Annotated in this window: 26 protein-coding genes and 1 CRISPR repeat array; of the genes, 14 read left to right on the top strand and 12 right to left on the bottom strand. The window is 68.2% G+C overall.

Annotation, left to right across the window (positions count from 1 at the left end; translation table 11 throughout):
* Positions 1-357: 357 nt before the first annotated feature.
* Both ACFRFC_RS13675 and ACFRFC_RS13670 read right to left on the bottom strand, forming a co-directional pair.
* Positions 358-777, bottom strand: coding sequence for an arsenate reductase ArsC (locus tag ACFRFC_RS13675; RefSeq protein ID WP_382682174.1), 420 nt, complete (start codon positions 775-777; stop codon positions 358-360).
* Positions 778-802: 25 nt separating this feature from the next.
* Complete coding sequence (locus ACFRFC_RS13670) at positions 803-1,501, bottom strand: low molecular weight phosphatase family protein (RefSeq protein WP_382682176.1); 699 nt, start codon at positions 1,499-1,501, stop codon at positions 803-805.
* A gap of 116 nt (positions 1,502-1,617) precedes the next feature.
* On the opposite strand from ACFRFC_RS13670, the gene ACFRFC_RS13665 reads away from it, so the two are divergent.
* The gene (locus ACFRFC_RS13665) at positions 1,618-1,926 is read left to right on the top strand and encodes an ArsR/SmtB family transcription factor (protein WP_382682178.1); all 309 of its coding nucleotides are present in this window, start codon (positions 1,618-1,620) and stop codon (positions 1,924-1,926) included.
* Between the two features lie 65 nt (positions 1,927-1,991).
* On the top strand, positions 1,992-3,095 hold the full coding sequence (arsB, locus tag ACFRFC_RS13660; RefSeq protein WP_382682855.1) for an ACR3 family arsenite efflux transporter: 1,104 nt from the start codon (positions 1,992-1,994) through the stop codon (positions 3,093-3,095).
* A 148-nt stretch (positions 3,096-3,243) separates the two neighbouring features.
* On the opposite strand, the gene ACFRFC_RS13655 is transcribed toward arsB, so the two are convergent.
* On the bottom strand, positions 3,244-3,615 hold the full coding sequence (locus ACFRFC_RS13655; protein WP_382682180.1) for an ArsR/SmtB family transcription factor: 372 nt from the start codon (positions 3,613-3,615) through the stop codon (positions 3,244-3,246).
* A gap of 184 nt (positions 3,616-3,799) precedes the next feature.
* On the opposite strand from ACFRFC_RS13655, the gene ACFRFC_RS13650 reads away from it, so the two are divergent.
* Positions 3,800-5,116, top strand: a complete 1,317-nt coding sequence (locus ACFRFC_RS13650; protein WP_382682182.1) for an NAD(P)-binding domain-containing protein — start codon at positions 3,800-3,802, stop codon at positions 5,114-5,116.
* A gap of 305 nt (positions 5,117-5,421) precedes the next feature.
* Positions 5,422-5,572: direct repeats of the CRISPR family, unit length 20 nt; unit sequence GCCCCGCGCCTGCGGGGGTG.
* A 286-nt stretch (positions 5,573-5,858) separates the two neighbouring features.
* On the opposite strand, the gene ACFRFC_RS13645 is transcribed toward ACFRFC_RS13650, so the two are convergent.
* The gene (locus ACFRFC_RS13645; RefSeq protein WP_382682184.1) at positions 5,859-6,413 is read right to left on the bottom strand and encodes a GNAT family N-acetyltransferase; all 555 of its coding nucleotides are present in this window, start codon (positions 6,411-6,413) and stop codon (positions 5,859-5,861) included.
* Complete coding sequence (locus tag ACFRFC_RS13640; RefSeq protein ID WP_382682187.1) at positions 6,383-7,597, bottom strand: XRE family transcriptional regulator; 1,215 nt, start codon at positions 7,595-7,597, stop codon at positions 6,383-6,385. Before ACFRFC_RS13640 ends, ACFRFC_RS13645 begins: the two co-directional genes overlap by 31 nt.
* Positions 7,598-8,079: 482 nt before the next feature.
* Between ACFRFC_RS13640 and ACFRFC_RS13635 the strand changes: the two genes are divergently transcribed.
* From ACFRFC_RS13635 to ACFRFC_RS13600, 8 genes are all read left to right on the top strand, one after another.
* The gene (locus tag ACFRFC_RS13635; RefSeq protein WP_382682189.1) at positions 8,080-8,289 is read left to right on the top strand and encodes a hypothetical protein; all 210 of its coding nucleotides are present in this window, start codon (positions 8,080-8,082) and stop codon (positions 8,287-8,289) included.
* Positions 8,286-8,624: a hypothetical protein gene (locus ACFRFC_RS13630; RefSeq protein ID WP_382682191.1), complete on the top strand. Its 339-nt coding sequence runs from the start codon at positions 8,286-8,288 to the stop codon at positions 8,622-8,624. The genes ACFRFC_RS13635 and ACFRFC_RS13630 overlap by 4 nt, the downstream gene beginning before the upstream one ends.
* On the top strand, positions 8,621-8,794 hold the full coding sequence (locus ACFRFC_RS13625; RefSeq protein WP_382682193.1) for a hypothetical protein: 174 nt from the start codon (positions 8,621-8,623) through the stop codon (positions 8,792-8,794). The genes ACFRFC_RS13630 and ACFRFC_RS13625 overlap by 4 nt, the downstream gene beginning before the upstream one ends.
* Before the next feature lie 47 nt (positions 8,795-8,841).
* Positions 8,842-9,009, top strand: a complete 168-nt coding sequence (locus tag ACFRFC_RS13620) for a hypothetical protein (RefSeq protein WP_382682195.1) — start codon at positions 8,842-8,844, stop codon at positions 9,007-9,009.
* A 154-nt stretch (positions 9,010-9,163) separates the two neighbouring features.
* Complete coding sequence (locus ACFRFC_RS13615) at positions 9,164-9,568, top strand: hypothetical protein (RefSeq protein WP_382682198.1); 405 nt, start codon at positions 9,164-9,166, stop codon at positions 9,566-9,568.
* 319 nt (positions 9,569-9,887) lie between these two features.
* Complete coding sequence (locus tag ACFRFC_RS13610) at positions 9,888-10,076, top strand: hypothetical protein (RefSeq protein ID WP_382682200.1); 189 nt, start codon at positions 9,888-9,890, stop codon at positions 10,074-10,076.
* Between the two features lie 102 nt (positions 10,077-10,178).
* A complete protein-coding gene (locus ACFRFC_RS13605; protein WP_382682202.1) occupies positions 10,179-10,835 on the top strand; it encodes a hypothetical protein in 657 nt (218 codons plus the stop codon).
* A 36-nt stretch (positions 10,836-10,871) separates the two neighbouring features.
* A complete protein-coding gene (locus ACFRFC_RS13600; protein ID WP_382682204.1) occupies positions 10,872-11,348 on the top strand; it encodes a DUF6907 domain-containing protein in 477 nt (158 codons plus the stop codon).
* A gap of 585 nt (positions 11,349-11,933) precedes the next feature.
* On the opposite strand, the gene ACFRFC_RS13595 is transcribed toward ACFRFC_RS13600, so the two are convergent.
* From ACFRFC_RS13595 to ACFRFC_RS13575, 5 genes are all read right to left on the bottom strand, one after another.
* On the bottom strand, positions 11,934-12,227 hold the full coding sequence (locus tag ACFRFC_RS13595; RefSeq protein WP_382682207.1) for a hypothetical protein: 294 nt from the start codon (positions 12,225-12,227) through the stop codon (positions 11,934-11,936).
* The gene (locus ACFRFC_RS13590) at positions 12,224-13,141 is read right to left on the bottom strand and encodes a TauD/TfdA family dioxygenase (RefSeq protein ID WP_382682210.1); all 918 of its coding nucleotides are present in this window, start codon (positions 13,139-13,141) and stop codon (positions 12,224-12,226) included. Before ACFRFC_RS13590 ends, ACFRFC_RS13595 begins: the two co-directional genes overlap by 4 nt.
* A gap of 225 nt (positions 13,142-13,366) precedes the next feature.
* Positions 13,367-13,537, bottom strand: coding sequence for a hypothetical protein (locus ACFRFC_RS13585; RefSeq protein WP_382682213.1), 171 nt, complete (start codon positions 13,535-13,537; stop codon positions 13,367-13,369).
* A gap of 197 nt (positions 13,538-13,734) precedes the next feature.
* Complete coding sequence (locus ACFRFC_RS13580; RefSeq protein WP_382682216.1) at positions 13,735-14,256, bottom strand: hypothetical protein; 522 nt, start codon at positions 14,254-14,256, stop codon at positions 13,735-13,737.
* A 5-nt stretch (positions 14,257-14,261) separates the two neighbouring features.
* Complete coding sequence (locus ACFRFC_RS13575) at positions 14,262-14,627, bottom strand: ATP-binding protein (protein WP_382682219.1); 366 nt, start codon at positions 14,625-14,627, stop codon at positions 14,262-14,264.
* 283 nt (positions 14,628-14,910) lie between these two features.
* On the opposite strand from ACFRFC_RS13575, the gene ACFRFC_RS13570 reads away from it, so the two are divergent.
* Positions 14,911-16,155, top strand: a complete 1,245-nt coding sequence (locus ACFRFC_RS13570) for a helix-turn-helix transcriptional regulator (RefSeq protein ID WP_382682221.1) — start codon at positions 14,911-14,913, stop codon at positions 16,153-16,155.
* 55 nt (positions 16,156-16,210) lie between these two features.
* Here the strand turns inward: ACFRFC_RS13570 and cutA are convergent, their stop codons facing one another.
* Together cutA and ACFRFC_RS13560 are read right to left on the bottom strand one after the other, a co-directional pair.
* Positions 16,211-16,534 carry a divalent-cation tolerance protein CutA gene (gene cutA / locus ACFRFC_RS13565; protein ID WP_382682223.1) on the bottom strand — a complete coding sequence of 108 codons (324 nt, stop codon included), beginning with the start codon at positions 16,532-16,534 and terminating at the stop codon, positions 16,211-16,213.
* A 163-nt stretch (positions 16,535-16,697) separates the two neighbouring features.
* Positions 16,698-17,078: a hypothetical protein gene (locus ACFRFC_RS13560; RefSeq protein WP_382682226.1), complete on the bottom strand. Its 381-nt coding sequence runs from the start codon at positions 17,076-17,078 to the stop codon at positions 16,698-16,700.
* Positions 17,079-17,218: 140 nt separating this feature from the next.
* On the opposite strand from ACFRFC_RS13560, the gene ACFRFC_RS13555 reads away from it, so the two are divergent.
* Both ACFRFC_RS13555 and ACFRFC_RS13550 read left to right on the top strand, forming a co-directional pair.
* Positions 17,219-18,184: an ISL3 family transposase gene (locus tag ACFRFC_RS13555; protein ID WP_382682228.1), complete on the top strand. Its 966-nt coding sequence runs from the start codon at positions 17,219-17,221 to the stop codon at positions 18,182-18,184.
* Positions 18,090-18,734: a transposase gene (locus ACFRFC_RS13550; protein ID WP_382682231.1), complete on the top strand. Its 645-nt coding sequence runs from the start codon at positions 18,090-18,092 to the stop codon at positions 18,732-18,734. Before ACFRFC_RS13555 ends, ACFRFC_RS13550 begins: the two co-directional genes overlap by 95 nt.
* Positions 18,735-18,960 lie beyond the last annotated feature (226 nt).

The raw sequence follows: 18,960 nt of genomic DNA, 5'->3' as shown, positions 1-18,960 counted from the left end.
CGGCGGAACACGGCCGGCGGGCCCTTGGACGGACAGGCCAGGGCTCGACGCAGCGAGGGCGTTTCGGTCGGTATCCACGGCGCAAATTTGCTACCCGGAGTAGAAAATCCAGGTAAAACCCCGCTGTGTGCCAGCTGTCGGTGATCCGTTGCGGGCGGATCGTGGCCGGTCAGGGGGGCGGCGCCGGTACCGAAACTTTTTTGAATTCCTTGGTGGTCGGGGCGGGAGACCGGCCCCGGCCGGGGGGCGGACAGCCCACTCAGTGACCCGACCGCCCGCCACCTTCGCCACCGCCGCCACCCGTCATCGCTGCTACCGCCGCCCGGCGTCGCTGCTACCGCCCGCCCGGTGTCGCTGCTACCGCCCGGCGTCGATCGCGGCGACCAGATCCTCGACGCGCGCCCTGATCTCGTCGCGGATCGGACGGACGGCCTCGACGCCCTTGCCCGCCGGGTCCGCCAGGGCCCAGTCGAGGTACGTCCTGCCGGGGAAGACCGGGCAGGCGTCGCCACAGCCCATGGTGATGATGTAGTCGGACGCCTGTACGGCGTCGGCGGTGAGGATCTTCGGCCTGGCCTCGGAGATGTCGATGCCCAGTTCCGCCATGGCCTCGACGGCGGCGGGGTTGACCCGGTCGCCGGGCAGGGAACCGGCGGAGCGGACCTCGACGCAGTCACCGGCGAGATGGGTGAGGAATCCGGCGGCCATCTGGGAGCGGCCGGCGTTGTGGACGCAGACGAACAGGACGGACGCGAGGGGGCTGACGGGGTCGGACATCGGGACTTCTTTCGTGACGGGGAGGTCAGTTGGGCGGCAGCGACGCGAGGAGCTGGGTGATACGGGCGTCGATGGCGTCCCGGATGGCCCGTACGACGGCGATGGGAGCGGCCTTGAGGTCGGCGACCGGCCAGTCCAGATAACGGGGGCCCGGCAGCACGGGGCAGGCGTCGCCGCCGCCCATGGTGATGACGAGGCCGGCGGCCCGTACGACCTCGTCGGTGAGCGGCTTGGGGAACGCGTCCGACACGTCGATACCGGCCTCGGTCAGGACCAGGGCGACGACGGGCTCGATGTCGGGGCCGGGTTCCGTGCCCGCCGAGGAGACCACGACCTGTCCGGCGGCCCGGTGGGCGAGAAGGGCGGCGGCCAGTTGCGAGCGGCCGGTGTTGTGCCCGCACACGAACAGCACGCGCGGCAGGCCGGTGCCGGGTGCGCCCTCTATGTGGGCGAGGGCGTCGAGGCGTTCGGCGGCCAGTTGCTCGGTCAGCAGGGCGAGGTGGGCGCGGACGCGGGCGTGCTCGGCGAGACGGTCGTAGGAGTCGGTGACCAGGCGCTGGACGGTCTCCGGCGAGAAGTGCCCAGGGTGGCGCAGGGCCAGACGGGCGACGCCGGTGGCCAGGCGGTGGTCGGGCAGGGCGGGAAGATCAGACAGATCAGACAGATCAGGGACATCGGGGAGATCGGGGAGATCGGGGAGATCCGGGAGCGGGGACGTGGTCACGGAGGCCCTTTCAGGCTGCGGTCCCGGCGGGGGCCGGGTACGGGTCCCAGGAATCGTGGGTTGGAGTCAGCTCGGGCTGGTGTCGGTCTCGGCGGCCGATGTGAAAGTATCAGCACATGCTGACGTCAGTCGATACTGATCTATTGCGGGTCCTGGCCGATCCGCTCCGCCTCCGGATCGTCACCCTCCTCGCCAAGGAGACGCTCTGCACCACGCACTTGGTCGAGGAGACCGGCGCACGGCAGACGAACCTCTCCAACCATCTGAAGGTGCTGCGCGACGCCGGGGTCGTGGACACCGAACCGTGCGGCCGGTACACGTACTACCGGCTCCGCCCGGACGTCCTGGCCCAGCTCTCGGACCGGTTCGCCGAGCTGGCGGAGTCCGCACGCAAGGCCGCCGGCAGCAAGCGGGCGTGCCAGTGACCGAGGCCGAGGCGTCCGCGACCACCGCGAAGTCCCCCACGCAGACGTCCACCGCGCAGACGCCGATCGCGCAGACGTCCACCACGCAGACGCCGATCGCGCGGACGCCGATCGCCGCGAACCTGTCGACCCTCGACCGCTACCTCGCCGCCTGGATCCTGCTCGCCATGGCCCTCGGGCTGGGCCTGGGACGCGCGGTCCCCGCCCTGAACGACGCCCTCGCGAAGGTCGAGATCGGCGGGATCTCCGTCCCGATCGCCGCCGGCCTGCTGGTGATGATGTATCCAGTCCTGGCGAAGGTCCGCTACGACCGGCTCGACGCCGTCACCGGCGACCGCAAGCTGATGATCTCCTCGCTGCTCATCAACTGGATCGCCGGCCCGGCGGTGATGTTCGCCCTGGCCTGGATCTTCCTGCCGGATCTGCCGGAGTACCGCACCGGCCTGATCATCGTCGGCCTGGCCCGCTGCATAGCGATGGTCATCATCTGGAACGACCTGGCGTGCGGCGACCGGGAGGCGGCGGCCGTCCTGGTCGCCCTGAACTCCGTCTTCCAGGTCCTGGCGTTCGGTGTGCTGGGCTGGTTCTACCTGGACCTGCTCCCAGGCTGGCTCGGCCTCGGCGACGGCGAGAACCTCGACATCTCGATGTGGAAGATCGCCCTGAACGTGGTCATCTTCCTCGGCGTCCCCCTCCTCGCCGGATTCCTCACCCGCCGCATCGGCGAGAAGAGGCTCGGCCGCGACGCGTACGAATCCGGCTTCCTCCCGAGGATCGGCCCCTGGGCGCTGTACGGCCTCCTGTTCACCATCGTCATCCTCTTCGCCCTGCAAGGAAAGACGATCACCTCCCAGCCACTGGACGTCGCCCGGATCGCGCTCCCCCTGCTGGTCTACTTCGCGCTGATGTGGTTCGGCACCTTCGCCCTCGGCAAGGCCATCGGCCTGGCCTACGACCGCACCGCGACCCTCGCCTTCACGGCCGCCGGCAACAACTTCGAGCTGGCCATCGCGGTCGCCATCGCCACCTTCGGCGTCACCTCCGGCCAGGCCCTGTCGGGCGTGGTCGGCCCGCTGATCGAGGTGCCGGTCCTGATCGGGCTGGTGTATGTGTCCCTCGCGTGGCGGAGGAGGTTCACCGCAGGCGGCCGGGGGGCTTCGCCGCAGTAGCGGCGGACGCGCTGGGCAGCCCCGGGAGTGTGGCGCCGGACTGGGCACTGGGGCTGGCCTGCGGCACCGGCGGCCTGATCGGCGGCTACCTCGGCGCCCGACTCCAGCCCCGGCTTCCGACTCCAGCCCCGGTGGCCCGCGATCCGCTTCAGCCGGAGGCGGGCATCAGCAACGTACCCATGGCGGCGAGCACGGACGGCTCGACCCGGTAGTACACCCATGTACCCCGCCGCTCGGAGCTGAGCAGCCCGGCTTCCTTGAGCTTCTTCAGATGGTGGGACACGGTCGGCTGGGAAACCCCCACATCGGAGATGTCACACACGCACGCCTCACCCCCCTCATGGGAGGCGACGGCGGAGAACAGCCGCAGCCGCACCGGGTCCCCGAGCGCCTTGAACATCCGCGCGGCCGTCTCGGCCTCCTCGGCGGAGAACGGCCGCGCACTCAGCGGCGGGCAGCAGGCCACCACGGCATCGCCCCCTCCGGACTCGACCAGCGGAAACCCGCTCACATTCGACACACATCTATGTTGACACACATCGAATCAGGCACGCCAGAGCGGAGACAGCCGACCGAACACCCGAAGCCTCACCACTACATTGACGCCCATCAAATCAGCTGTCACGCTGGACTCCCGAAAGACATAGACGCTCATCAAATCAACTGTCGAATGAGCCATCGCATCGCACCAAAAGGGGACCCCCGTGAACGCACCACCCCCCAACCCCTCACCCCCCGTCGTCGTCATCGGCGCCGGTCCCATCGGTCTGGCCGCCGCGGCCCACCTCGTACAGCACGGCATCGAACCGCTGGTCCTGGAGTCAGGGCCCTCGGCGGGCACGGCGGTACGAGGCTGGGCCCACGTACGGCTCTTCTCACCGTGGGCCGAGATCACCGACGCGGCCGCCGAGAAGCTCCTCGCCGCCACCGGCTGGAACCGCCCCGACCCCACCGCCCACCCCACCGGCGGCGACTGGGCCGAGCACTACCTCCAGCCGCTGGCCGACGCCCTCGGCGACCCGGTCCGCTACGGCACCACGGTGACCGGCGTCGCCCGGGCCGGCCGGGACCGGATCGTGGACGCCGACCGCGACGCGCAGCCCTTCACCGTGCACGTCACCGCGTCCGACGGCGGCGAGGCCCGGATCACCGCGCGAGCCGTGATCGACGCGTCCGGCACCTGGTCCCTCCCGAGCCCGATGGGCGCGGACGGCCTCCCCGCCCTGGGCGAGCGGGCGGCAGCCGCCCACATCTCGTACCGCGTCCCGGACCTGACCGACCCGGAGGTCCGCGCCCGCCACGCCGGACGCCGCACGGCGGTCATCGGCTCCGGAGCCTCCGCCTTCACCACCCTGGCCCACTTGGCCGACCTGTCCAGCCTTGCACCCGGCACCCACACGGTATGGATCGTGCGCCGCGGTATCGGAGCGAACACCTTCGGCGGCGGCGAGACCGACCAGCTCCCGGCCCGCGGCGCCCTCGGCCTGCGAGCGAAGGCGGCGGTGGAAAACGGCCACGCGACCGCCGTGACCGGCTTCCGCACCCAGGCCGTGGAACACGCCGACGACGGACTCGTCCTACTCTCGGAGGACGGCCGCCGCCTCGCCCCCGTCGACGAGATCATCGTCCTGACGGGCCTGCGCCCCGACCTGTCCTACCTGTCGGAGCTACGCCTCGGCCTGGACGAACGCCTCCAGGCCCCAGCGGCACTGGCCCCGCTCATCGACCCCAACGTCCACTCCTGCGGCACCGTCTACCCCCACGGCGTCAACGAGCTGTCCCACCCCGAGAAGGACGTGTACCTGGTCGGCATGAAGTCCTACGGCCGCGCCCCCACGTTCCTGGCCATGACCGGCCACGAGCAGGTCCGCTCCGTGGCCGCCGCGATCGCCGGCGACCACGAGGCCGCCCAACGCGTAGAACTCACCCTCCCGGAAACCGGCGTGTGCGGCGGCGCGGGCCTGTACGACACCCAGCCCGACGGTTGCTGCACCACAACCGTCAACGCCGGGACCCGGTGACCCCGCAGACACGGAGCCGACCCCTCGTGCGAGTTCGACGGACGACATCCTCGGGGTGCGTTGCCCTCGGACTTCCCCGGCAGCCCGCCAGGAAGACCACGGCAACTGCGGGACGCCTCAACTCCGTTCGTGGAGTTCGGCTCCGTAAGGTGACTCGGGATCCTAAAGTCAGCACCGACAAGGAGCAGCGGACTGACCATCGTTGTCCTTCCTCACCGTCTATTGACGCATCCTGATCAAGGTTTCGGGACGCTCCCACTGAATGAGAATGGGGTCCTTCGCTGATAGAAGCGCAGGTCGCGAAGGGTCGGCCCCGCGCCTGCGGGGGTGGTCCGAAGCGCACGTCGGTGGGGGCAATGTGCCACGGTCAGCCCCGCGCCTGCGGGGGTGGTCCGGTCTGCACCTCGTCCTCGTTGGTGCCGGTCCAGTCGGCCCCGCGCCTGCGGGGGTGATCCGTCGATCGCGCACGAACTGGCCGAACTCCGGCGGACGATGGAAGTGGGTTCACGCGGGTCGACCGCCAGCTCCCGCCCCTGGTGCAGCGCGGCGAGCAGACGGACAGAACACTCGACGATCACGAGCAGCAGTCGGACACGCTGGAGCGGAACCGCTGGCCGGTGACGGCGCCACCGCACTGACGGCCGTGGGCGCGCTGGGCCTGGCCGTGTGGCAGGCACTCGCACGCTGAACCACGACGCCCCCTCGCACGGCCCGCATCAGGCCCAGGAAAGGGGGCGTTTCGTCATGCCCGGTTACTACGCTGGGGCTTGAGAAGTCTCAGCATTACGGCGAATACCGGGGAGTCTTCATAGGGTTTGGACTCGTCAACTTTCTCGTAACCCCATGATTCGTAGAGGGCCACGACCTTGGGATGTGAAAGGTCGACAAACAGCGTCACCGCCCCTTCGGTCCTGCTCGCCAGCAGGGTCTCGTGAAGTCTCAAAGAGGCGCCGGTCTTTCGCCACCGGGGCAACACCATCAGTTCAGACAGCGCGAAGGCTCGGTCCTCGGCGCCCAGAAACTCAGGCCGATTTGATCCCCTCCACCAGCCACCGGGGCTGAAAGGGGCTCCGTAAAGGTAGCCAACTGGTTCACCCTCGTCAAAGCCGATGAGGCAGACCCAGCCGTCCCGACTGCTCCAACCATCAACGAAATCAGCAAAACGCTCTCTGGAGTCAAAGGAATCCGTCGACCCCTCATAGGCCGCATCGTGGATATCCAGAAGCATCGTCCGGATACCCTTCGCATCCTGCTGTCCGTAGGATTTTACTTCCACTGCTGCGACCTTTCGATCCATGAAGTCACTTCAGGTGCCCTTGACCCCGCCGAGACAACCACAGTCCGCACCCTGCCCAGAGTGTCAATGGTGCGCTTCGATCCCGACCCAGCGAGCCGGCCAAGCGCTTCCTGGCTTGTGGCGCACGCCAACTCCAACTCCCCCTGACATGCTTGGGCCAGCGCGAGGTGAGCCGTGTACAGAGACACGTTGCGAACGAGTTCGGGACGGATCCCTGAGAGCGTTCGATGAAAGAAGTATTCGGCCTTCCCGAAGTCACCCACACAGAACCAGATGCTGGCCGAGAGTCCGTCCAGTTCGCTCTGATCATAGAAATCGATCCAGGCTGGCCGCTCTTCATTGCCAGCCCTGCAAAAGAATCTCTCTGCGGCGGCAAGGGCTCGGAGGGCTTCGCTTCGCCGACAACTCCGGGCCAATTCCTTTGCATTGCGCATGTGGGCAAGGGAAGCATACAGAGGATCACGCCGGGCGATCCAAAGCCCTTTCATGGTCTCAGCGGCGGCCACCCCTTCGACATGGTCTTCTCGCTGTCCGGCCGCCATCGCCAAGTGGTTCCACACGTGGTACTGCGTCTCGGATTCCCCGGATAGCCCAGCCAATGCGACGGCCCTGTCGAGGTGTCTACGAGCACGGGTGCGAACCTTGGCATCAATGGCGGCGAAGGCAGCAGTGCTGATTACGTCGGAGGCAAGGGAGTACAGCGCATGCCGCACCCGGGTCGAGGCCGTTCCCAAGGAGAGAGTGGACTGGATGCGCATGGAAAGCTCGACAGCATCGTTCTCCACCTTCCTTGCGCCCCCGACCTTCCAGTCATCCTGGAGGATCTGCACATACTCGCTGTGGAAGCGGCATACGTCACTCATACCGAGTCGGGTGAGTAGGGGAGCACCGGCTGGTAGAGGCCCGCTGGCGGCAGTGTTGGATCGGCGGCGCGCTTGAGCGGTCTTGCCCCGGCTGAACCCCAACTCGGTGGCCGATCGCCCAAATACCTTCTCAAGGCAGAGACGTTGCCTCGCATGAGGCCACTGGGTGTCGCCATCGAGGTACCGCCGCACATCCCGGTCCGTCAGGCGCCCTTCGGACCCCGTCAGTGCTTCGTTCTCGGCATTCAGTCTGCGGGCTAGCTCCGCTTGAGAGAGGACCAGATCAGCCATGGCTGCGGCCAGTGCTTTGTTCTTCGCCACATCTGCAAGGTAGCGCCGGCGTCTCGACTACGGCAGTCCGAAGGTAATAATCACCGGGGTCACGTTCTCACTGGCAAGGCATCTTCGCCTGGTCTACAGGCTGGTTCAGGGGTGGACTTCCTTCTGAGCCCCCGCCGTGTAGGTGGATTGCCCGCTCGGGCTTGGCAGGGCTCACACCCCGCGGCCCCCTGGAGAAGCCCGTGACCGGCACCATTCACGACATCCCGCCCTCCGTGATCGAGCGCCTCGCGATCCTGGAGGTGCAGCCGTGATCCCCCCGGCCAGCCCGCCCGAGCGGCGGATCTGCGGTGCGCCGGGGAGGATGCCGGTGGACCTGATCGCGCTCATGCTCATCCACATCCCGGACAGCAGCGACCCCCAGGTAATCGGTCCACTCGTCCCTGCTCTGCATCCTGGAGGAGCACCCGGACGGCCCCCACCGCGATCTGACATGGGAACTCGACACCCCGACCCACGGTGAGGTGTGGGCGGAGTGGGCGGACGGACGCCCCGCGGAGAAGGTCCTCGTCCTACCGGACTGCAACACCGACAACGCCGACGAAGTGTGCGTCTCGTTCGCGGGGCATCCGGGCTGCCACACCTTCGAGTACACCGACCCCGAGGATCCCGCCCACCTGTACCCGTCCGTAGGGATGAGCGCCGAGCGCGAGGCCGGAGGGCGGCCCCGGTGACCAGGACCCTGCACGACATCACGGGCGAGGCCGCCGCCCTGCTCGCGCTCCCCCCGCTGGACACCCTGACCGACGCCCAGGCGCGCGGCGCGGTCTGCGTCTGGGGCACCACCGAGAAGCCCCTGACGGCCGAGACCGCCATCGACCTCGGCGAGCGCCAGGACGACACCGGCCACTGGTTCCCCCGCGCCTGCCGCCACCACACCGCGGAGCGTGCGTACCAGGCCCTGTTGGACCACGCACCCGCGTGCGAGCAGTGCGTGGACGCTGCGGGCAACTGCCCGACCGGCATCGCCCTGCGGCGCCTCATGAAGGACGGACGACGCACCACATGAACTTCCCCCTGCCCCCACCCCAACCGCACCCCGGCTGCACCCAGTGCGCGAACTGGGCCCGCACCCGCCACCAGGCCCAGGCCGCCGGCGACCTGTCCCGCGTCATCGACATGAACGTCCTGATCCGCCGCCACCACCCGCCAGCTGCTGGCACCCGGAGGACACTGTGACCGGCACCGGGTGGCAGTGGCACGACGGAGGTAGCGGCACTGGCCACATGCAGCGCGCCGCGAGCAACATCGAGTACACCGCCAAACAGACCGCGTACCGCGCCTACATCGACCACGTCAGCAGCTGTCTGGTCTGCGCTGCGGACAGCGAGACCTGCGCCATGGCGCAGGCCCTGTGGGAGGCGTACACGGCGCGGGCGGAGACCAGCCTGTGACCGCCGCCCGCCCCTCAGTCGGTGAGTGGCGGGTGGTGTCCCCTGCGGTCCCGGCCGGTGCCCCCGTCCCGGCCGGGACCGCAGGCGCCAACGGCGCATCGCACTCCGCGCACTCCTGAACTGGCACGGCCCGCCCCGAGAGGAATTGATGCCCATGCGCTCCCGCCGGTTCCAAGCCTTCGCCCTCGACGCCCTGAAGAACACGCCGGGGGTGACCCAGGTGCAGACCCTGGCGGACGCCGGGGACACCAAAATCCCCAACGGCCTGGCCGTCACTGCGGACGGCAAGGAATCCCGCTGGCAGATCGTCGGGCAACTCGCCGACGGCGAGCGCCACGAGCACGACGAGCAACCGCAGCAGGGCACCCCGGCCACCTGGGCGGAGCCGACGCCGGGCGACAACGCCGAGGGCTGGTTCGCGGCGGCGATCGGCCGGGCCGAGTCCCCGGAGATCGAGCGCATCGAACGCTGGTCCGCCCGCGACGGCGAGCGCCCCGACAACCAGGGCGTCACCGTGTTCTTCCACAACGGCGCCCGCGCGTTCGTCCGCAAGCTCTAGATGTACTCGCACTTCGGGCTCGGCTACGAGGGCAACCTCGTCCAATTCATCGGCCCGAGGCCCGCACCGACTCGAACCGGCACTCCGGCGGGACGAGCGTCGTGTCTATCGAGACCGACAACCAGGACGAGCAGGTGCTTCGCTGTCCACTCACCCCTCGTGAGTAGAGAAGAATAGGAGTATCTTTTGGTACCAGAGAGAGGGTGTGAGCATGAGAATCACAGGGGAAGCCCGCAGTCGGACGACCCGGACGACAGCACCGTTGAAAGTCGATGCGGCCATAGACGAGCTGATCGCGGACGGCGCTCACTTTCTGGGGATGACGAAGAAGGACCTGGTCGCGGAGGCCGTCCGAACCTACTTGGAGATCCGCCGTGAGGAGGTTCGGGCCAGCATGCTGGAGAAGCTGCGCAAGCTTGACGGATCCGTGGAATCGAGCGTCTCGCTGCTCACCGGGCTGTCACCGGAGCGGATCAAGGAACTCGGTGGAGTAGGCGAGGACGACTGACCCGTGCGGCCCGTTCGACCCACCCTCCGCGCACTCCGCGAGGACTTGAAATTACCGCTTCCGCCAGCCAGGGAACCGCTCGATGAACTGGATCATCCGATCTTGGCCAAGGCCCGGGAACACTTCGCCGACGACGAGGCGGGACATGAGCGGATCCGCTCGGTCGATGATGAGGTGCTCTTCAAAGTCAAGGTCCGACGCTGGCGCGGAGCGGTCTGGACCGACGAGGATCTGCCCTGGCTCATCGCTGCCGGGCAACGCGAGGACGGGTCACCAGACGACTTCTACTCGGCCCTGGAGACGACCGCGAGCGCTGCACGAGCTCGCTACAACGCCGACAACCGCCAACCCCTGAGCACCAAGACGTACGTCGGGCATCTCCTCCCTGACCAGAACGACCGTGATCGCTACCAGCTCGAAGCCGGTATCCGGCTTGTCCGCCGTCTCGCTGCGACCGTCCGGGAGCTGGCTCGTGGATCACTGCACGACGGGCATGAGCACGCCGCCGACTTTCCCACTTTTCGCCTCGGCATCCTCGTACGCGCCGACGACGGCCATGAGACCTATGCTGCGGTGCGCATCACCGGCTCCGTACCCGACGATCTCATCGCGGTCATCCTGCGCCAGGTCCCCGGCTGCGACCCCACCGTCTGGTACCCCGAGTACGCCCTGCCCAGCCGCCCCCTGTTTCCCGCCGAGCAAGCCTGGTCGACCCTCATGGATCCGAAGGCCGCGGCTGAACTCCTGAACGAGGAATGAGCCGAGATCCCCACCCCAAACGCTGGCCCAGGACCGATGACTACCGGAACAAGGAACGCGCCCATTCCTGATCATGACAACTCATCCCGGACCGTGACTGTCCCCACTTGCGATCACGGACCCGTGACCGTCTGGGAACCCGACTGGTGTGCGGGAAGCGAGACGGAGCACCAGCCCGGCGGGTACCGCGTCGACATCGCGCACGCGAGCCCTGACTACCAATTCACTGTCTCAACAAGCAGTAGCACGCCGGTGGTTCTGCGTGCTTGCTTCGAACAGCGCCCCTTCACCGAGCGCCCACCCGGTCACGCCCCCTTCATCAACGTCGAGATTGATGGCGACTGGTATCCCCATGGCTCCGACGACTTGCGCCGCCTTGCGGACACCCTGACGGCACACGCGGATCGGCTCCGGGAACTTGCCGACCGCCTCGGCGGTCTCACCGACGCCTTCGATGCCACGAAGGCGGGCACGCCTGCGGCACCGAACCCTGAGAAAGGACACGGCGGCTGAACAAGCCACGCTGCCTGTCGGCACACCCGCTCACGCAGACGGACTCCACACAGGGCATGGCCCCGACCAGGAGGACTGGTCGGGGCCGCTAAACCGCTGGTCAGAACCTTAGAGCGGCTCTGGCCTCGGTAGGCCCTGTGGGACTCGAACCCACAACCAATGGATAAAAGTGAGAGGGAGATCGTGCCAGCGGGTGCGGGGCGCTGCAGTGTGACCCTGTTCTCGCTGGTCAACGCCGTGCAGCGTGCCACGCGGTCCGGCCTGTGACACCTCGTCCAGGAGGGTCCGCTCACGCATCGCTCACGCATCGACGAGGTCGGCAGCCTTGCCACTGCTGCCCCGGCCGACTGGCAATTTGGGCTGGCGGTCCGGCCGTCAAGGGCTTCCGGTTCCTAGCGCCGGGAGCCGCTGACCGTGGACCTCAGCGGTGCACGAGACCGGCAGCGCCACGTCACGTTTTACGCCAAAGAGAGCGCTGCCCGCCGGCCGGGACGACGTCATCCGCAGAATGGCGAACCAATCAGGCTGACAGAGGGGTCGGGCTCTGGGTGAATCCCAGACGGCCACAGGATCTACACCACCCTGTCAAAAAATAGTGGGAAGACTGAAAATCAGGTCAAAATGCGACATCTTGGGCTTCCGGGCCTTCGCCAGATCCGCCGGGAATTTGAAGATCTGCGGGACGAGTACGAAGTCCATGACGGTGGCGGCGTGGGTGGCGAGTCCGGCGACGGCCTGCGGCATCGTCTCGGCGGACACTGTCTGCTGTGTGTAGGTGAGGTCGCAGAGCCAGACCCTCAGGTTCGTCTTCGGCCGCCGCTCGGCTACGGCCGGGGAGAGCGCTACGGCGAGCGGCATCCCCAGGTCGGCGGTCGTCATCGCGCGTCGGCCTCCGTAGCGCGCAGGAACATCTGCCACAGCAGGCGACGCCGTTCCTCCGGCACCTCCTCCTGCCCCACTCCCAGGGCCTCGCGGCCGTGCACGCACAGGTGCTGGTTCACGACGATCAAGTCCCCGAAGCCGAGGAGGAACCTCTTCTGCTCGGCGATCAGCTCCCGCTCCAGCGCGCGTACGGCGCTGATGTGCGGGTCCCGGAGATCCATGGCGGGGAGCATCTTCGCGGTGAACCGCACGAAGCCTTCCGCCGGCGGCAGGCCGTCGAGCGCAGGGAACGGGTCGTACTCCGTGCCGACGCCGGTCAGGTCGTGGAACGCGCCGTCGTGGAACACCGGCTCGGCGAGGAGGGCACGCTCGCCCTCGCTGAGCCGGTCTACGGCCCGGCGGAGCCGAGAGACGATGCTGTACCCCTCGCCCTGCGGGTCGGGACGTACGCACAGCAGGGCGCTGTAGTCCGGCGGCTCGGTCGCGTTCACCACGTCGATGTGCAGCGGGTTGTACCCGGAGCCAGTGGCACGCATCGGGTCGATGGTCAGATTCGTGCCGATCGGCTTCCACAGCGGCCACTTGTCGAACGCCCGCAACGGCGTTCCGAGCCAGGAGAGCAGGACGGTCGCAGCTTTCTGTCCGTCGTCGAGACCGTACTGGTCGAGCAGCGGGCCGACCTCGATCACGGCGAAGCCTTCGCCGTCGGGGTCATCGAGGAGTTCACGGCAGCGGTCCACGACGATCTGCGCGTCGGGCGACATGACGCGGATGCGGTCGTAGGCCGCGCGCACGTTGTCGTGCAGCAGGCCCCTGGTGAGTCCGGCAGCCGGAAGGGCGGTGACCTGGCCGAGGCGTTCGATCAGGGGCTCGGGCAAGGGGACTCGGTAGGTGCTCGGTGCCATGGTCATACTGGCTTTCTCCTATGCCTTCGGAGTTCACGGAGCAGATGGAGGTACCGGCGTGGGGCGCCTGTACGCCCCGTGTGGAGAAGGCGGGTGGTGCCGCGTTCTCCACACGCCGGATGGTGGGAGCCGACTCCCGGCCCACGCCCTGTGAAGCTGCGGGCCGGGAGGCGGATCTTGGAACGGACCGCCTGCGTCTGCGGCTGGTGAGGCCCGAAGCGCAGGCGGAGATCAGGCGTTGTCCTGCTGCGACTCGTCCTTGAAGTGGTCGGCGAGAAGGCTGACAAGGCTCGCGTCCGCAGCGCGTTCCGCGTCGGTGCGCGAGGGGTCTGAAGCGCCGGCGGCTGCCTGGCCCATCACGACGAGGGGATCGAGTTCGCTGTCGTTCGGTCTATCGGTCATGTGGTGCTTTCTATGAGATTCGGAGCCGCGCGGAGGAAGCGGGTGGTGCCGCGGATTCGGTTGGATGTCGGAGCCGCCTCCCGACCTGCTTCGTGAGCAGCAGCGGGCTGGGATGGGGAGCAGGCAGTCAGAGCCAATGAGGGTGAGGACGGTCACCGGCTGGGCTGGCCAGCAGGCGCGCGGCAAGAGGCCCCCCTTCACCTCGGCCCTCCGCCGTCGAAATCGGGTAAGGGACCGGTGTCGTCGTCGCTGACGACATCGAGGAGGTCGGAAGCGGCCAGGGCCAGCCGACGCAGGTGGACGCGGTCATCCACGAACTCGCCCACAGGTCGCGTCCAACCGGCGCGTAGGCCCTCGGCACGTGCCACGGCCTCGGCGAGAGCGGGGACGGGGGCGCCGAGTCCACACATGCGCTCCCGGGCGATGCACACGAGTTCGCCGAGTATGCGGTCCAATCGAGTCAGGCACCGACCCAGCTCCGCGACCGCCGCACTTCCGGGTGCCGGGATCTCCTCCGCCATAGTCCGGTGGTGGCGAATCAGACCGCGCCCGTCAGTTCGATGCTTCGGTCCTGCGACGCCAACCGGTCCGGCGAATTCACCCAGGACGGCATCCAGATCGTTTTCCAAGTCATCGTCATGGAGAAAGGAGTGCCGCAGGGCGGCCAGCAGTACCCCGGCGCTCTTGGCGAACTGCTCATCGGTAAGCCGAGCCGACACAGAACTCATTCCGTCTCACCAGGCGTCGTCTCGTACAGGAACGAGCACCACGTCTCCTCGCCCGTGCTGTCCCAGTCGTCCGCGAGCGCGTTCACCAGGGCCATCCCCCGCCCTGAAACATCGTCCAGGCCGGTGGCTTTCAGCACTGCCGGAGCCGGATCACTGTCCACCACCGAGATAAGGAGCCTGCCCTCGGCGGCGCGGACCAGCAGATCGACCGGTCCGTCACCATGCTCGATGGCGTTGGTGACGAGTTCCGACAGCGCCAGCACAACGTCGTCGAGGACCGGCCCCATCAGCCCGGACCGCCTCAGGAAGGCTTTCGCCGCCGCCCGCATCTCCGCAACGGCGGACATGTCGGGCAGGAACACCGCCTGGAAGACATGGGTCTCCGCTGGTGCGCTCTCTTGCCTCGGAGGACTCTGTCGGGCCTGTCGAAACGAGTGCGCGCTCGACGGGCGTTCTGTCACTGCACGGATGTCGGTGCCCCCACCGGGCGGGGCCGCCTCTTGGAGCCTGGTCATGGAAGCCATGGCACCGCGTGTCAAAGCGAACCACCAGGGGAACTCAGAGGGGGGAAATTCTGTCAAGGGGGGAAATCCGAGGGGGAATTGGGGTCATGATTGGATTCGCCCCCCAACAGAGGTCACACTCATGTCAGAGCCAGATCCGTTCGCCGCGCTGCTGCTGCGGCTCCGGAAAGAGGCCGGCCGGACCCAGGAAAGGCACGCGGAGGCCATCAACGCCGTCTCCGGCAGAGAGACGCTTACCCGCCGCGAGATCAGCCGCTACGAGAAATTCGAGACGGTTCCGACCGACCACACGCTGGAACACATCGCGGTGGCCTGCGGTATCCCGTTCGAGGATCTGAGGCGGGAGGCCCAGGCCGCCCGCGCCAGACGGAAGGGACGTGATCGCAACGAAGAGGAACAGGACGACGTGAATCGCCGCAAATTGCTGGGAGGCGCCGCCATAGGTGTAGGCGCGGCAGCCGAGCCGTGGGGACGGCTCGCCTTCGCCCTCGACAAGGGCTCCAAGATCGACGCCCCTTCGGCGAACGCACTCGTCGAGCGCGCTGCCGAGCTGCACATCAGGGAACTCAACCTCAGCGCCAGGCAACTACAGAGCACCGTCGAATCCCACCTCGACGCGATCACCGAAGCCCTGCCCCGCGCCGGCGAGAACGAACGGGCGCTCACCATCGCCGCCGGAGAGACCGCGGCCCTGGCCGGATGGCTGGCCTGGGATCTGGGCCAGCACGACAAAGCGGGCGCCTACTACAAAGTCACCTCGCGATGTGCCGCCGCCTCCGGCTACCCGCCACTCCGAGCCCTGGCCCTGACGTACGCCAGCTACGGGACCATGGCACCCAAGAAGAAGCTGGAGATCCTCTCCCAGGCCACCCAGGACGTACGCGGCCGAGGAAACGCCGCCGCTGCCGCCTGGGTCTTCGGCCGGCACGCCGAGGAGAGGGCGGCACTGGGAGACGGTACGGGGGCGCTGCGTGCACTGGAACGGGCGTACATCGCCTACGACTTCGCGGATCACGCCAGTGAACAGTCCTGGGTGCGGTTCGTCACCCCGTACCGCATGGACTCGCTGTCCCTGTCCGTGTACGGACAGCTAAAGCGGTCCGAACTCACCACCATGGCCGACACCGCCGTGGACCGTCTCGGGCAGGGCCTGTCCGCCGGCGGGGTCGTCGTACTGGGTGACCTTTCGGCGGCGTTGCTTCGCGGCGGAGACATCGACCGGGGCGTCTACGTGGCACGTCGGTTCGTGGCTGCATCGCAGGCCAAGCCGAACACGATGGGCAGGCAACGCGCACGGGCGGTTGCCCACAACCTCCCCGAACGGGAGAAAGAACTCGCCCGTCACCTTCGCCAGTTCGCAGCCTGAGCCCTCCCGACCTCGCGGTCGGTGCCGGGGCGAACACCGGTCGCACGACGTCGCGTCAGCTCCGGGTCGTCTCTTCAACCACCCAGGACAGGTAAGCGTCCGACCCACCGGTGACCGGCACAGTGGTCCAGTGAGGCACCTCATAGGGGTGCCTCTCGGCCACCCACGCCTCCAGCTCTTGGAGACGGTCCGTCGTCGTCATGTACGAGACCCGCCACTCCCGCGCCGTCTCCACCGTGCCCTTCCACCGGTACACAGCAGTGATCGGCGCGTCGATGTGAACCCCCGCCGCCAGCCTGTTCTCGACCGCACCCCGCGCCAGCGCCTGTGCCTGGTCCTCGTCATCGGTGGTCGTCTGCGCAATCACGATGTCCGCCACGCCACTACCTCTCCAGGTGGGAATGGCCCGACCCTACCCAGCGGCCTTCCGCCCTTCGGCTCGCTGCCCTAGCACGGAGGCCGCGGCGCCGACCACACATGCGACGCACCGACACGCAGACCAACACGCCCGTTGTTGCCCAACCGAGAGGCGTCACCCGTGGTCATCGGTGTCTTACCCCGGGCGGGTTCAGGGTGGTGATGACGGCCCTGTTGGCCTGGGTTGTGGGGCGCTGTTCTGTGTTCTTGGTCCGGGTGGCGTGTGCCGCGGGCTCTGCCGGGGTGGTGGTGAGGCGTTGGATGCGCCAGAGGAGGACGCGGGCGGGGTGGCGGGCGTCGTCGAGGGCGCGCTGGTCGGCGGCCTGGCGGAGGAGCGTTTCCGGGTCGTGGCCTGTGCTTTCGGCGTGGGCGAGGACGGTGGTGAGGGCGGGGAAGTGCTGGTCCTCGGTGATCTGCTCGGCGTGGGCGGGGATGGCCTGGTGGAGGTGGCGGATGTAGCGGTCGATGTTCTGCTGGGGCGGGCGCCGGGCGGCGAGGACTGCCACCGGTGCTGCGGCTGCTTGGTCGTAGGCGGCCTGGATGTGGGTGAGGGCGTTGTGCGCAGCGATTGTCTGCTGGTCGTGGTGGCGGAGCTGGTGCCAGCGGATGACTGGCTTTGTAGGCGAGAGCCGACGGGGACATTGAGGTGGTTCGGATCGAGGTTCGGTGCACGCGGGATGGGGCCGCGTGTCCGGGCTGTGGTGGTTGGTCGCAACAGCTTCACGGTTCCTACCTGCGGTTTCCTGTTGATCTGCCCAGCGCGGGGCGCCGGGTGGTGTTGTGTCTGCGCGTCAGGCGGTTCGTCTGCGGTAATGCGTTGTGCGAACGGCGGACCTTCGTCGAGCAGGTGCCGGGGCTGACGCGGCGGTACAGCAGGTGGACAGAGCAGGTGCGGTCCGCGCTGGCCGCGGTCGGCCTCGCGCTCGTCGGCCGGGCCGGCTCCCGGCTGGCGGACGTTTTCGGGATCCGGGTCAGCAGGAGCACAGTCCTGCGCATGGTCGACGCGCTCCCCGACCCCCAACCGCCAGCTCCGCGGGTCGTCGGCGTCGATGAGTACGCGATGCGCAGGGGCCGCGTCTACGGGACCGTACTGGTCGACGTCGAGACCCGCCGCCCGGTGGACCTGCTGCCCGGCCGGGAGTCGGCCACCGTCGCCGCATGGCTCGCCGAACGCCCCGGCATCGAGGTCGTCTGCCGTGACCGCGCCCCGTTCTACGCAGAGGCAGCACGCAACGGGGCACCGCAGGCCGTCCAGGTCGCCGACCGCTTCCACCTCTGGCACAACCTGAGCGAGGCCGCCGAACGGTGCGTCGCCCAGCACCGGCTCAGCTTGCGAGCCATCCGGACCGACCCGGTCCCGCCACCCGCATCACCGGCCCCGGCCCCGGTCGGGGCCGGACGAGCCGCTGTGGCCGACCGGTCACCGCTTCGCAGACAGCACCCGGGCCAAGCACGCCACCGTCCACGCCCTGCTGACCGCGGGCCACAGCCGGCGGGCCGTCGCACGCCAACTCGGCATGACCTACCGGACGGTGAAGCGATACGCCGACGTGGCGGCGCCGGAGGAACTCTTCCAGGGGCAGTGGCAAAACCGGCCCACCCTGCTCGATGACTTCAGGCCGTACCTGGACGAACGCTGGTCCGAGGGCTGCACCAACGCCTGGACACTGTGGGAGGAGATCACCGCCCGCGGCTACCGGGGCGGCTACGGAGCCGTCCGGGCCTACCTCTCCCCCAAACGAACCTCCCCTCAGCCGGCCGAAGCCCGGCCGCCTTCCGTCCGCACCGTGTCCGGATGGATCCTGCGGCACCCCGACCGGCTCCCGGAGTCCGACCGCCTCCAGCTCAAGGAGGTCCTGGCGCATAGTCCTGAACTGGACGCCCTCACCAAGCACGTCCGAGCGTTCGGACAGATCCTCACCCAGCGCGAGGGCGGACGAATCCCGGAATGGCTTGCCGCGGTCCGCGACGACGACCTGCCTGGTCTCCACACCTTCGCCGCCGGACTTGAACGCGACCTCAACGCTGTCATCGCCGGGCTCACCCTGCCCTGGAGCTCGGGAGTCGTTGAAGGACACGTCAACCGGATCAAGATGCTCAAACGCCAGATGTTCGGCCGCGCCGGCTTCACCCTGCTGCGAAAGCGTGTCCTTCTCTCCTGACCCGTTCTCGACTTCCCGCCCGCCTTCAGAACCGCCGACCATCACGGAGCGTGCGCGCTCCACAGAAGTTGAGCCAGAGCCGACTCTCGCCTACAAAGCCACCACCAGCACCACCCGCAAGGAAGAAGCCGAAAGCCGCCGCACCCACTACCACGACACCGCCATCACCACGAAGTACCGACTGCGCCACCTGCGCCGCAAACTCCGCGAACAGGGCGCCACCCCA

Origin of the sequence: Streptomyces sp. NPDC056734 (genome assembly GCF_042790455.1) — a bacterium.
GTDB lineage: Bacteria > Actinomycetota > Actinomycetes > Streptomycetales > Streptomycetaceae > Streptomyces.
The sequence above is the reverse complement of the archived record's forward strand: the minus strand, read 5'-3'. Positions and strand labels throughout refer to the sequence as shown.